The organism is Actinoplanes sp. NPDC051494, assembly GCF_044454705.1.
Classification (GTDB): Bacteria; Actinomycetota; Actinomycetes; order Mycobacteriales; family Micromonosporaceae; genus Actinoplanes.
In genome coordinates this window covers 897,733-909,707 of the sequence record NZ_JBITDZ010000002.1, presented here as the reverse complement: position 1 = coordinate 909,707, position 11,975 = coordinate 897,733, and the positions used below count along the sequence as shown (strand labels likewise).

The window sequence follows — 11,975 nt, the reverse complement described above, 5'->3', positions numbered from 1 at the left end:
TGGGGGACCATCGGCAGGTGGAAGGGGGGCCGTGAAGAGTCGCAACCTAGGCAAGTTCGCCGTGCCCTTCGGGGTCATCGGCATCATCGTCATGATGGTCGTGCCGCTGCCGACCTTCCTGCTGGACCTGCTGATCGCCACCAACATCACCGGCGCCCTGCTGATCCTGCTGGTCGCGATGTTCGTTCAGCGGCCGCTGGACTTCTCGGTCTTCCCGGCACTGCTCCTGGTCATGACGCTCTTCCGGCTCGCGCTCAACATCAGCGCGACCCGGCTGGTGCTGCGCGACGGCGATGCCGGCAAGGTGATCCACGCGTTCGGCGACTTCGTCGTCGGCGGATCGCTGGTCATCGGCCTGGTCATCTTCATGATCCTGATCATCGTGCAGATGGTGGTGGTCACCAAGGGTGCCGAGCGGGTCGCCGAGGTCGGCGCCCGCTTCACCCTCGACGCCATGCCCGGCAAGCAGATGGCGATCGACGCCGACCTCAACGCCGGGCTCATCGACGACACCCAGGCCAAGATCCGGCGAGCCGACGTGGCGGCCGAGGCCGACTTCTACGGCGCCATGGACGGTGGGTCCAAATTCGTCAAGGGCGACGCCATCGCGGCCATCATCATCACCGTCATCAACCTGGTCGGCGGGTTCGCGGTCGGCATGCTCCAGCAGGGTATGTCCCCGTCGGACGCGATGAACCAGTACAGCCTGCTGACCGTCGGCGACGGCCTGGTGTCGCAGATCCCCGCGCTGCTGCTGTCGGTCGCCACCGGTCTGATCACCACCCGCTCGGCCACCTCCGGCGACATGGGCAGCAGCGTCACCGCCCAGCTCGGCCAGAACAAGCTCGCGCTGCGGATCGCCGGTGGCGCCGCGCTCGGCCTCTGCGTCATCCCGGGCCTGCCCAAGGTGCCGTTCCTCATCATCGGCGCGGTCGTGCTGTTCATCGCCCAGCGGATCAAGGACCCGGACCCGGAGGAGGCGGCCGCGGCCGTCCCCGCCCCGGAACGACCGTCGCCCGACTCCCCCGAGCAGCTGCTCGGCGAGATGCGCGTCGACCCGCTGGAACTCGCGCTCTCCCCCGACCTGGTGGACCTCGTCGACACCAACGGCGGCGACCTGCTCGACCGGGTCCGCGCCCTGCGCCGCAAGATGGCCCTCGAGCTGGGCATCGTCATGCCGCCCGTACGGACCCGTGACGATCTGGACCTGCCGCTCTCGTCGTACGCGATCCGCATCTCCGGGGTCGACGCCGGCAGCGGCCAGGCCCCGCCCGGCACGGTGCTCGCGATCGGCGACAGCCTGCAGGCACTGCCCGGCCGGGCCGGCGTCGAGCCCGTCTTCGGACTGGCCGGCAAATGGGTTCCCGCCGAGCTGCACTACCAGGCGGAACTCTCCGGCGCGACGGTCGTCGACCGGGCCTCGGTGATCATCACGCACCTGGCCGAGATCGTCCGGACCAACGCCAGCCGACTGCTCGGGCGCGAGGACGTGCGGTCGCTGACCGACATGGTCAAGCGCACCCACCCCGTCGTGGTCGAGGAACTGACGCCCACGCTGCTCAGCCTCGGCCAGATCCAGCGGGTGCTCCAGGCGCTGCTCGACGAGGGCGTACCGGTCCGCGACCTGGTCCGGATCTTCGAGGCGCTGTCGCTGCGCGCCAAGGTCTCCCAGGACCACGACGGCCTGGTCGAGGCGGCCCGCAGCGCGCTGGGCCCGGCCATCGCCGCCCAGTACGCGGCCGGCGGCCGGCTCACCGTCATCACGCTCGACCCGATGCTGGAGCAGAACCTGCTCGAGTCGCTGCGGCCCAGCGAGACCGGCGCCTTCATGGCGATCGACGGGCTGCGCGCCGAGGCGATCGTCAGCGAGGCCGGCCGGCTCGTGGAATCCGCCGAGCAGTCCGGGATCACCCCGGTGCTGGCCTGCTCCCCGCAGCTGCGGCTGCCACTCATGCGTCTCCTGCGCGCCGGCTCACGCCGCGTGCAGGTGCTGTCCTACTCAGAGATCTCTGGGTCCACCGCACAGATCGAAACCATGGGGGTGGTGAACGGTGCCTACGCGGGTGCTGCTTGAGGGTCCGGCCATCGAGCCGTTACTGGCGCAGGTGCGCGACGAGTACGGCTCCTCGGTACGGATCATCTCGGCGGACAAGGTCCGGTCCGGGGGCTTCGGCGGGTTCTTCGCCAAGCAACACTACGAACTGTCGGTCGAGGTCCCGGACGAGAGCGAGTCCGCCGCCCCACGCCGTCCGGCCCCGGCCGACGACGGGCCCCAGACGCTGGAACAGCTGCTGGCCCGCGCCGAGTCCCGGGACCAGATCGCCCCCGACGGACCCGCCGCGGGCGCACCGGCGCTCGGCGCGCGTGGCCTGGGCCGCAGCGACCGGGCGATGGGCCGGGGCGCGGGGATGGAGGACACCGCGGCCGCGGTGGGCGGACGGGACTTCGCCGGATCCGCGCTCGGGGGCAATCTCCCCGGGGCCGGTCTCGGCGGGAACCTCGCCGGGCCGGGAACGCCCACGTCGAACCGGGGGCTGTCCGACCCGCAGTCCGCGTTCGCCGAGCTCATGGCGAACCTGGACCGGGCCGAGGCCTACAACCGGCCGACCTCGCCCGCGGCCGCGCCCAGACCGCCCGCGGCGGAACCGGACCACAATGACGGGCCATCGGTACGACCGTTCCGTCCCGCCCAGGCCACCGGCTCCCCGGTCAACGGGGGCTCCGCGGGCAGTGTCCGGCCGCTGCCGCCCGTACCGTCGCTCGCTGAACTGATGGGTGGTTTCGGGGTGAACGACGGCCCGGCGGCACCGGCGAACGCCGCCGCGACCCGCGCCGCGCAGAACCCCGCGCCGCCGCGCTCACCCGCCGCCGCCTACGGCCTCGCGCCGACCTCGCCCGCACCGGCCAGCCTGGTCGAGACGCTCGGCGGGCTGGGCCTGGGCAGTCCCGGGGCGCCGGTCACGGTGACCCCGATGGCCGGCCCGGGGTACCCGCCCGGCATGGGTCAACCGCTGCACTACGACACCGTGCAGCAGAACCTGATCAAGGTCGGCATGCCCCCGGAGATGGCCGCGGAGATCGTCGGCGGCGACACGTACGCCGGGGTGCTCAGCGTGCTGGCCTCGCGTCCCATGGCGCCGGGCGTCCCGGACGCGCCGGGCGAGATCCTGGTCCTGGCCGGCGACTTCGACCACGCGGTGCCGATCGGCAAGAAGCTGTGCGAGCAGTCCGGCATCGACCCGGCGCACCTGCTGATGGGCGGGCCGACCGCGGCCGGCACCGGGATGCACTCGTCCCGGATCCTCGGCGACCCGGAGACCGCGAAGACCAAGGCGGAGAAGCTGCAGAGCGCCGACCACGCCTGGATCGTGGTGGTGGACGCGACGGTGGGCCGCACCGATCCGATCTGGGTCACCGACATGTGCGAGGCGATCGGGGCCACCGCGGTCTGGGCGGTCGTCGACGCCACCCGCAAGACCAAGGACACCGCCCGGCACCTGCGCGCGCTCGGCGACGTGGAGGCGCTGGTGGTGCACAGCGTGGAGATCACCTCGGATCCGGCGACCGTGCTCGGGCTGGAACTGCCGATCGTGTCGCTGGACGGCAAGCCGGCGACGCCGCACTCCTGGGCGGCGATGCTGTGTGCCCGGATCGCCGCGGACGTGGTGCCGATGGCCGCGCTGCCCCGCCGGCCGGCCCGCCGGGGCTGAGCGATGATCCGGCCCTCCGTGCTGCTGTTCGCGCTGCTGATCAGCGCGCCGGCGCTGTATCGCTATGTGCTCGACGAGGTGGACATCGGTGAGGTGCTGATCCGGTTCCTCATCGCCGTCCCGATCGCCGCGATACTCCTGGCCGGCCTGCGGTTCGTCACCGCGGGTTACGGCCGGGCGGGGGAGCCGGGCACCCGTGTGCAGCCCACCCCAGATCCCTCTATTTCTGACACGCCTTGACAAGTCGTTAATATTTGGCAATTCGGGCAATAGGGTACCCCGGGTGACCGACTGCCCTGCTGACCGCCCGATCATCGTCGTCGGCTGCCCCCGATCAGGCACCACGATGCTGCAGCTCATGCTGCACGCCCACCCCCGGATCGCGATCCCCCCGGAAACCCGGTTCGTGCTCGCCGCGTACCGGGAACGTCGCGACTTCGGCGACCTGCGGATCGCCGGCAACCGGCGCGCACTGGCCCGGCGCATCGTCGACCGCGAGGAAACCCGCTTCTGCGACCTCGGCCTCGACCCCGAGGAGACGGTCGAGGCGATCGCCGCAGCCGAAGGCACGCTCGGCTCCGTCCTGGGCACGGTCTTCCAGCGGTACGCGGCCCGCTTCGGCAAACCCCGCTGGGGCGACAAACGCCCCGCCTACCTGCACAACGTCGACCTGCTGCTCAGGCTCTTCCCGGACGCCCAGTTCATCAACATCGTCCGCGACGGCCGGGACTGCGTAGCGTCGCTGAAGGAGATGTCCTGGCACCGGAAGGACATCTACGCCACGGTCGCGGCCTGGGCCCGGGCAATCGACGACGGCCGCCGCGCCGCCCGCCGGCTGGGCACCGCACAGTGGTTCGAGCTGCGCTACGAAGACCTCGTCACGGACCCGCACGGCCGTCTCACCGAACTCTGCGAATACCTCGGCGAGACGTACGACCCGGCCATGGCGGAACCCTCGGCGGTCGCGGGCGTCGCGGTCCCGTCGTTCAAGACCTGGCACGCGCGTACGCACACCCCGGTCACCACCCAGCGCGTGAAAAGCTGGCAGACCCGGCTGACCACCGAGGAGATCGCCCTCTGCGAAGCCGCCCTGGGCAGCCGCCTCACCGCCAACGGTTACGAACTCTCGGGAGCGGTCCGCCCACCCGCGGCGGAACTGGTCCGCTACGGCCTGACCGCAGCCCCCCAGCGCCTCTTCCCGGCCCGCCGCAGCATCAGCAAGGCCGCAATCCGCCTGCGCCGCGACAACAACCTCGCCCACCTCCCGACCCAGCCCATCCCGGCCCGCTCCCCCCAGCCCGGCCCGGACCACCGCGTCGACGCCGGCCAGCAATGACCCGGGGCCACCGGTCAGTTGAGCAGCCGCGTCACCGCCGGCCCGAGTGGGTCACCCACCAGAGCCAGGGAATTCTCCGCCCGGGCAGCCAGATCCAACGGCTCGAGACCTGACCTCACCGAGGCGTGCACAAGGCGGTCCAGCCCCGCGCCGATCAACGGTGCCACCGTCCGGAGCGTCGCGTTCAGAGCCACAGCGGCCGTGGTGCCACCGTGCGCGACGATGTTGCGCTGCCGATAGAGCCTGCGCAGTGCCCCCGCGAGAACATCGTGGACGTCGCTGAGCTCCTTGAACGGACTCGCAAGAAGGTGCGACATGCGCTGGGCCGCCGCTACGTCGCTCAGCTCCGTCAGCTGCGCCATTCCGGTCGCCAGAGCCGACGCCATGACGTCACAGCGCTCGGTACTGGAACACGCCCGCTTCAACGCGGAACTCAGGTCATCAGGCTGCCGCGGCCGGTACTTGTAGGACAGAGCCGTGAGTTCGGCACGGGGCCACGAGCACGCCACCACCGCGGCCAGCCGGTCAGCCGACACCGCCCGGCCGGTGTCGGGATCAGCCTTGTCACCCGGGTGGTACATCAACGACTCGACGGCCGTCCACCCGCCGGAGACCGCCGGGGCCGGTGGCCTGCCGTTGATCGACGCCGCCAGTTCCAGAGCGTCGTCGAGCCGTTCAGAACCGGTCAATGAGTACAACGTCCGTTCGCGTTGGAGCGAAAGCACGTCCGCCCCGCGGGGCGCGGATTGCAGCGGCAGCGGCTCCGGATACCCGCCGACCCATACCCTTCCGACCGGTTGAAGCAGTCTCCCCCCGTTCCGAGCGAAGGAGCTACGCGCTTCGAGCCGGAGCACCAGGGCACCAGCCCTCCGCGCCGCCGCCACCGCGTCCTTGGCTCTGACGCGGTAGAGGAACGCCCCGTTGTGCCGCGGCCGTGGGGTGAATCCCTCGGCATGGAACCAGGCGGAGACCGCGGGAGCGGGCAGCCAGTCGGGCGAACGTTCGGCCGACTGCTTGTCCGGCACCATCAAGAGCGGCACCATGACCTCGAAGTCCCGGTCCTCGCTCTCCGCGAAGTGGACAGCTTGCTCAAGCAGGTCCCGCAGAGTGATGCCCGGCAGCCGCACCGCACCATGAACCCACCGGTGCAGCTTGCCCGAACTCCATCCACGATCCAGCAGGTGACTGGCGACCGCCCGGGCCAATCGCTCCGCGGACGGTGGGTTCCGGCCATCCACTGCTTTCGTCCACCGCGACAAGTAGCCGGCATTGGCCAGCGGAAGCACTTGCCGCAACCGTCGCCGCTGCTGACTGTCCGGCGCAAGACCGGAACGTAAGAGCTGTGTCAGTTCCTTGCGCATCTTGCCGTCCCCCAGACCCTGGTCAGGACCGAGCATCCGTTCCAAGGCGTGCAGGTACCACGAGACCGCGCCGGCGGAGAGGACGTTCTGCCGCTGCCAGTCCCCCGCCTCATACGCTTCGCTCAACGCCAGCAGGCTGCTGACGTCCCACAACCGGCGCGGCCAGGGCGTGGTGTCGGCGAAGAAGTCCAGCAACCGGGCCGCGACATGGGCGGGATACGGGTCGGTGAGCGGACCGTTCAGAGCTTTGGATGGGTCGGTCATGGAGTGCTACGCTTTTTCCAGAGCCAAGCGCTCGACGACTGAAGATGGGGAGCCGCCTCGCAGAGGCTGCGACCCATCTTTCTTTTTCTCTGACCATCGCCTCGACAGCGCTGCATGACATCTAGGCATGGAGCAAGTATGCCATGCCCGGTAGTCGATGGCCGAACGCCGACCGGGGCACACGAAAAGGCCGGCCCCGGCAACTGCCGGACCGGCCCTCGTAGCGTGGCCGCTCATGCGAGCGACAGTGAGAACTTTCCCTTGCCGTACCGGGCCACCTCGATGGTCAGGTCCAGGCGTTTGCCCAGGGCCAGCAGGTGGGCCCGGGCGTCGTTCGGCAGGTCCATGCCGGGGGTGATCACCTGGTACAGCTTCACGTGTGGGGCGCCCTGGCGGTTGAGCAGGCTGGTCATGACGTTGCAGAGCTCGAAGACGTTCTCGGCGAGGTTGGGGAAGAGTTTCTTCTCCTCGATGCTGTCCTCGGCCGCTCCCGCGGGGAGGAGACCGAGGGCTGCTCCCGCGTTGGCCGCGAGGGAGAGCTGCATGCCCGCCACCGCGTAGAGCTGCTGGGACGTATCCGTGTAGATGGCGAACACGCCGGTGGGCAGGTCCGCCGCGGTCATGGGATCGCCCGGGGCGACGGTGACGTCCCGGCCGAGGAGGTCCTCAAAGAGGTTACGGACGGTGAGGGCAACGGGAAGAACCGAGGTGTCAGACATAGCTATATCATCCCAGAATAGGAGAGAACGCCTCTTCGAATTGCTCAGCTGTGAACGGCTTGACGATGAAGAACGCCGACCCGGCGCTCTCCGCGGCATTCTTCATCTCCTCGGTGCACTCCGAGGTGACGAAGCCGAACTTGACCTGGTTGCCCTCGGCGCGCAGTTTGCGCAGGACCTCGATGCCGGTCATCTCGGGCATGTTCCAGTCCGAGATGACCAGGTCGGGCTTCTCCGAGGCGGCCTTCTCCGCGGCTTCCTTGCCGTCGGCGGCCTCGACCAGGTCATGGCCGTCGAACCCGGCCTGCCGCAACGTACGGGTGACGATCTGCCGCATGACCCGGCTGTCGTCCGCGATCAGAATCTTCATGCCGCCTCTTCCCGCTTCACGCTCTGCCACATGGAAATGGAAATGGCCTCGCCGTCCCAGGTGCCCCAGAGGCCGCTGATCCGCTCCGCCGCCGGGTAGTACGACGCCGTCTCCGGGGCCAGCACGACCGTGGGCAGGGACAGGAAGCAGCCGGCCGGCAGCATCGCCTTGACGTTGCCGCCGACGATGTTCGCGAGCTCGCCGAGGACGTCGGAGATGTCCTCCTGGCCGACCTCGTCGACCTCCATCGCGAGGAACGCCGCGGCGGCCTTGCGGGCGGCCAGCATGGAGGAGGCGTAGACGAGATGCCCGTGCCAGGTGCCGGTGATGGACACCGTGGAGTGCACCTCCGTGCCCTGTTTGTCGTCGCCGGTGGGGATCAGCGGGCTGACGCCCTCGGGGTCGAGGTACGAAGCCCAGACCTGTTCCACCATCTCGGCGAGATCGTCCTCGGTGACCACGGTTTCGACGCTCATGAATTCGCTCCGGTCGGTACCAGGCCCAGCAGGGCCAGCTTCTCGATCATCGCTCCCTCGGTGAAGGGCTTGATCACGTATTCGTGGGCGCCCGCGGCGAGCGCCCGGACGATCTGACTCTGTTCGCTCTCGGTGGTCACCATGACCAGCGTCATCTCCCGCAGCCGCGGCTCCGCACGGACCTTGGTCACGAACTCGAGCCCGTTCATGTTGGGCATGTTCCAGTCGATGAGGGCCAGTTCCGGCACCTCGGTCATCCCGCCGAGCAGGTCGAGGGCCTCCTGGCCGTCACCTGCCTCGACCGCCTCGAAATTGAGCTTCGCGACGATGCGCTTCAAAATCATCCGCATCGCCCGCGAATCGTCGATCACCATGGCGCGCACCGCAGCTCACCCCTTCCTGACGGCACCGGCTGGCACCGCGCTTCGGACCCGGTATGCGGAGGTCCTGCCCGCCGACACCCGTTCGTAGTTGTCATCGATCCCGATCGTCGTCTCGGCGGCGCCGAGGAAGAGCCAGCCGTCCGGGCGTAGCAGCCGGGCGACGTTTCGCAGCACCGATTTCTTCGTCGCCACGTCGAAGTAGATGAGCACGTTGCGCAGGAAGATCACGTCGAACGGCGCCATCGCCGGCAGCGGCGCGGTGAGGTTCATGTGCTTGAAGGACACGTTGCGCCGCAGGTGCGGGGCGATTCGCCAGTGCGCGCCGGCCCGCTCGAAGTACTGCACCAGCTGGGCCGCCGGGAGACCCCGGTTGACCTCGACCTGGCTGTACTCGGCGGCCTCGGCCCGCTTGACCATCTCGGTGGAGATGTCGCTGCCCATGATCTCGTAGTTCCACCCGGCCGGCAGCGCCTCCTGCAATGTGATGGCCAGGCTGTACGCCTCCTGCCCGCTGGAACTCGCCGCGGACCAGAACCGCAGGCTGCGGGCACTGGCCCGGCTCTTGACGAGTTCCGGCAGCACCACCTCGTTCAAGGCGGTGAACGGTTCCCGGTCCCGGAACCACGACGTCTCGTTCGTGGTCAGCGCGTCGATGATCCGGCGCTGGTCGGCCGAGTTCGGCTTGCGCTGCAGGTTGGCCAGGAACTCAGCGACGCTGGCCGCGCCCACCGTCCGGGCCACCGGGATCAGCCGCGCCTCGACCAGGTATTCCTTGCCGGGCGCGAGCACGATGGCCGCCTCGCGCCGGACCATCGCGGACACGAACTCGAAGTCGGACTGGGAAAGGCTCATCGGGTCACCGCCGTCGCCCGTGGTGCGCGGCCGACCTGCAGCCGCTGGATGAGAGCGGCGGCGATCCGGTCGAGCGGCAGCACCTCGTCGGCGAGGCCCGCCCCCACGACGGCACCCGGCATCCCCCACACCACCGAGCTCGCCTCGTCCTGTGCCAGGACCTCGGCCCCTGCGTCACGCAGCACCTTCGCACCACTCCGTCCGTCGTATCCCATGCCGGTCAGCACCGTCGCCAGCACCGACGCCCCGAAGAGCGCCGACACCGACCGGAACATCACGTCGACCGCCGGACGGCACGAGTTCTCCGGCGGCGCTCCGCTGAGCTGGGTCAGCGTCGCGGTTCCCCGGCGATGCAGCACGAGGTGCTTGTCGCCGGGAGCGATATAGACAGTGCCCGGGGCCAGTTCCATGCCGTCGCCGGCTTCGACCACGTGCAACGGGGTGCTGCGGTCGAGGCGCTCGGCGAACATCCGGGTGAAGACCGGGGGCATGTGCTGGGTCACCACGACCGGCACCGGCAGGTCGGTGGGCAGCGACTGCAGCACCTTGGTCAGAGCGTCCGGTCCCCCGGTCGACGATCCGATCGCGAGGATGTCCACCCGTCCGGGCGGGCCGCGACGGATCGGGCGGACCGGCGCGACGGGTGCTCCGGGACGACCGGCCGGCGGCTGGATCCCGGGCCGGGCACCGATGCCGGGCCGGGTGCCGGGCGGTGGGGCCACTCCGGGCCGGGTCGGCGGCGGGGGTGCCCCGGGCCGGCGCGGTGCGGAGAGCCGGCGGCCCGCCAGCGCATGGATCTTCGGTACGAGCTGCTCGCGCACCGCCGCGATGGACTGCGCCACCGAGCCGACGTTGCTCGGCTTCGTCACGTAGTCGGTGGCACCGGCGGACAGCGCCTCCAGCGTGGCGCTCGCTCCGGCGGCCGACAGCGTGCTGAACATGATCACCGGCAGTCGTGGGTGCCGCTTGCGCAGCTCCCGGACCGCTTCGATGCCGTTCATCTGCGGCATCTCGATGTCCATCGTGACGACGTCCGGCATGAGCGAGTCGATCTTCGCCTGGGCCAGCAGGCCGTTCGCGGCGGTCCCGACCACCTCGATGTCCGGGGTGCCGCCGAGAGAGTCCACGATGAGCCGCCGCACGACCACGGAGTCGTCGACGACGAGAACCTTGATCACCGCTTCCCTCCGCCCTTCATCCGAGCCAGGCCGGGCCGAGGGCCGCGATGACCGGGGCCAGCAGCCGATGGGCGGTCGCGGTGTCCAGCAGGTCGCGAACGACCAGCGCCTGCACCGCGCCGCTGAGCATGTTCCAGACGCCACCGGCCCGCTCCGCGAGCGGGATGGCGGCGATGTCGATCGCCTGCACCAGCAGCATCTGCGCGGCGGCGGCGGTGCGGACCCGGTCCGACAGGTACGCGGCCCACGACGCCGAGTGCACGGCCGGTGACCATCCACCGGCGCTGCGCCGCGAGTCCTCGGCCGACTGGCTGAGCCGGGCCAGGTCGGCCGGCGTGATCGAGCGCAACCGGTCGAGCAGCGCCGACACCGCGTAGTGGTGCGGGCCGAGGTCGATCGGCTTGCCGGCCGGCAGTTTGCGCAGTGCGGCCACCCAGCCCGCGCCGAGCATCCGCCGGGTCGGGTCGTCCAGCACCTCACGCAGGTAGCTGGCGACCGCGGCGTCGCAGAGCAGGGCGGTCGCCGCGGACGCCGTCTCGCTCTGCGTGGCGTCGCGGCCGGAACCCTCCCAGGTCCAGGCCATCACGTCGTAGCGCAGACAGGTGAGCAGCGAGTCCACCGAGCCGATCGGGGCCCGCTCGACCAGGGCGAGCGAACTCGCCGCGTCGTCGGCCTTCATCCCCTTGAGCGAGGGCAGCTTGCGGGCCGCACTCTCCACCTCGACCCAGAGCGGACCGCGGATTCCTTCGTCCGGCAGCCGCTCGGCCAGGATCGGCAGGTCCCCGAGGCCGAGGCGCAGGGCGCGCAACAGCACCTCGGCGGTCGCCGACCCGCCCTGGAGGCGGGTCAGGTCGAAGCCGAGTACGGGGGCGCTGACCAGGCTGTACATCAGGTGGTGGCTCGATACGTGTCGACGGCCTGGTTCACGTCCAGGGCCAGCATCAGCCGGCCGTCGAGTTTGAACGTGCCCACGACCAGCTCCCGGGTGTGGCCGCTGAGCGTGTCCGGCGGCGGCTCGAAGGCGTCGTCGTCGAGGTCGACGACCTCGCCGATCCGGTCGACGAGCAGGCTGACCGGCTCGCCGTCACCGCGCAGGATCACGTTCATCTTGGGGCCGGCCAGGGTCTGCCGGGGCAGGCCCAGCTGGACCCGCAGGTCCACCGCGGCGATCACCTGACCGCGGAGGTTGAACAGCCCACCCACGGCGGGGGGAGCCAGCGGCACCGGGGTGTACTCGCTGTACGAGAGCACCTCCTGCACCGTGTCCACCTCGACCCCGAACAGCTGGTCGGCCACCTCGAAGGTGGCGAACTGACGGCTCGCCAT

13 protein-coding genes are annotated in these 11,975 nt (G+C 70.2%); 4 read left to right on the top strand and 9 right to left on the bottom strand.

Annotated features, from left to right (window positions below; translation table 11 throughout):
* The first annotated feature begins 31 nt into the window (after window positions 1-31).
* Genes flhA through ACIA6A_RS10775 form a run of 4 tightly spaced genes read left to right on the top strand, consistent with a single transcriptional unit; the run spans window position 32 to window position 5,046 of the window.
* Entirely contained in the window at window positions 32-2,074 is a 2,043-nt protein-coding gene (gene flhA, locus ACIA6A_RS10790; protein WP_396097288.1) for a flagellar biosynthesis protein FlhA, read from the top strand.
* Complete coding sequence (locus ACIA6A_RS10785; RefSeq protein WP_396097287.1) at window positions 2,064-3,710, top strand: hypothetical protein; 1,647 nt, start codon at window positions 2,064-2,066, stop codon at window positions 3,708-3,710. Before flhA ends, ACIA6A_RS10785 begins: the two co-directional genes overlap by 11 nt.
* Window positions 3,711-3,713: 3 nt before the next feature.
* Window positions 3,714-3,950 carry a hypothetical protein gene (locus tag ACIA6A_RS10780; RefSeq protein ID WP_396097286.1) on the top strand — a complete coding sequence of 79 codons (237 nt, stop codon included), beginning with the start codon at window positions 3,714-3,716 and terminating at the stop codon, window positions 3,948-3,950.
* Window positions 3,951-3,993: 43 nt separating this feature from the next.
* Window positions 3,994-5,046 carry a sulfotransferase family protein gene (locus ACIA6A_RS10775; RefSeq protein WP_396097285.1) on the top strand — a complete coding sequence of 351 codons (1,053 nt, stop codon included), beginning with the start codon at window positions 3,994-3,996 and terminating at the stop codon, window positions 5,044-5,046.
* Window positions 5,047-5,060: 14 nt separating this feature from the next.
* Here the strand turns inward: ACIA6A_RS10775 and ACIA6A_RS10770 are convergent, their stop codons facing one another.
* The 9 genes from ACIA6A_RS10770 to ACIA6A_RS10730 form a co-directional block, all read right to left on the bottom strand.
* Window positions 5,061-6,671, bottom strand: a complete 1,611-nt coding sequence (locus tag ACIA6A_RS10770; RefSeq protein ID WP_396097284.1) for an integrase — start codon at window positions 6,669-6,671, stop codon at window positions 5,061-5,063.
* 233 nt (window positions 6,672-6,904) lie between these two features.
* Window positions 6,905-7,390: a hypothetical protein gene (locus ACIA6A_RS10765; protein ID WP_396097283.1), complete on the bottom strand. Its 486-nt coding sequence runs from the start codon at window positions 7,388-7,390 to the stop codon at window positions 6,905-6,907.
* Between the two features lie 7 nt (window positions 7,391-7,397).
* Window positions 7,398-7,760 carry a response regulator gene (locus tag ACIA6A_RS10760; protein ID WP_396097282.1) on the bottom strand — a complete coding sequence of 121 codons (363 nt, stop codon included), beginning with the start codon at window positions 7,758-7,760 and terminating at the stop codon, window positions 7,398-7,400.
* On the bottom strand, window positions 7,757-8,236 hold the full coding sequence (locus tag ACIA6A_RS10755) for a chemotaxis protein CheX (protein WP_396097281.1): 480 nt from the start codon (window positions 8,234-8,236) through the stop codon (window positions 7,757-7,759). Before ACIA6A_RS10755 ends, ACIA6A_RS10760 begins: the two co-directional genes overlap by 4 nt.
* Window positions 8,233-8,610, bottom strand: a complete 378-nt coding sequence (locus ACIA6A_RS10750; RefSeq protein WP_396097280.1) for a response regulator — start codon at window positions 8,608-8,610, stop codon at window positions 8,233-8,235. Before ACIA6A_RS10750 ends, ACIA6A_RS10755 begins: the two co-directional genes overlap by 4 nt.
* A 15-nt stretch (window positions 8,611-8,625) precedes the next feature.
* Window positions 8,626-9,471 carry a CheR family methyltransferase gene (locus ACIA6A_RS10745; RefSeq protein ID WP_396097279.1) on the bottom strand — a complete coding sequence of 282 codons (846 nt, stop codon included), beginning with the start codon at window positions 9,469-9,471 and terminating at the stop codon, window positions 8,626-8,628.
* Window positions 9,468-10,649, bottom strand: a complete 1,182-nt coding sequence (locus ACIA6A_RS10740) for a chemotaxis response regulator protein-glutamate methylesterase (protein ID WP_396097278.1) — start codon at window positions 10,647-10,649, stop codon at window positions 9,468-9,470. Before ACIA6A_RS10740 ends, ACIA6A_RS10745 begins: the two co-directional genes overlap by 4 nt.
* 16 nt (window positions 10,650-10,665) lie before the next feature.
* The gene (locus tag ACIA6A_RS10735) at window positions 10,666-11,538 is read right to left on the bottom strand and encodes a hypothetical protein (protein ID WP_396097277.1); all 873 of its coding nucleotides are present in this window, start codon (window positions 11,536-11,538) and stop codon (window positions 10,666-10,668) included.
* The gene (locus ACIA6A_RS10730; RefSeq protein WP_396097276.1) at window positions 11,538-11,975 is read right to left on the bottom strand and encodes a chemotaxis protein CheW; all 438 of its coding nucleotides are present in this window, start codon (window positions 11,973-11,975) and stop codon (window positions 11,538-11,540) included. Before ACIA6A_RS10730 ends, ACIA6A_RS10735 begins: the two co-directional genes overlap by 1 nt.

Excerpts from the sequence above, each read along its gene's own strand:
- ACIA6A_RS10780 (WP_396097286.1), top strand. The coding sequence starts at position 3,714 with ATGATCCGGCCCTCCGTGCTGCTGTTCGCGCTGCTGATCAGCGCGCCG.
- ACIA6A_RS10770 (WP_396097284.1), bottom strand. The coding sequence starts at position 6,671 with ATGACCGACCCATCCAAAGCTCTGAACGGTCCGCTCACCGACCCGTAT.
- ACIA6A_RS10765 (WP_396097283.1), bottom strand. The coding sequence starts at position 7,390 with ATGTCTGACACCTCGGTTCTTCCCGTTGCCCTCACCGTCCGTAACCTC.
- ACIA6A_RS10760 (WP_396097282.1), bottom strand. The coding sequence starts at position 7,760 with ATGAAGATTCTGATCGCGGACGACAGCCGGGTCATGCGGCAGATCGTC.
- ACIA6A_RS10755 (WP_396097281.1), bottom strand. The coding sequence starts at position 8,236 with ATGAGCGTCGAAACCGTGGTCACCGAGGACGATCTCGCCGAGATGGTG.
- ACIA6A_RS10750 (WP_396097280.1), bottom strand. The coding sequence starts at position 8,610 with ATGGTGATCGACGATTCGCGGGCGATGCGGATGATTTTGAAGCGCATC.
- ACIA6A_RS10745 (WP_396097279.1), bottom strand. The coding sequence starts at position 9,471 with ATGAGCCTTTCCCAGTCCGACTTCGAGTTCGTGTCCGCGATGGTCCGG.
- ACIA6A_RS10735 (WP_396097277.1), bottom strand. The coding sequence starts at position 11,538 with ATGTACAGCCTGGTCAGCGCCCCCGTACTCGGCTTCGACCTGACCCGC.
- ACIA6A_RS10730 (WP_396097276.1), bottom strand. The coding sequence starts at position 11,975 with ATGGCGAGCCGTCAGTTCGCCACCTTCGAGGTGGCCGACCAGCTGTTC.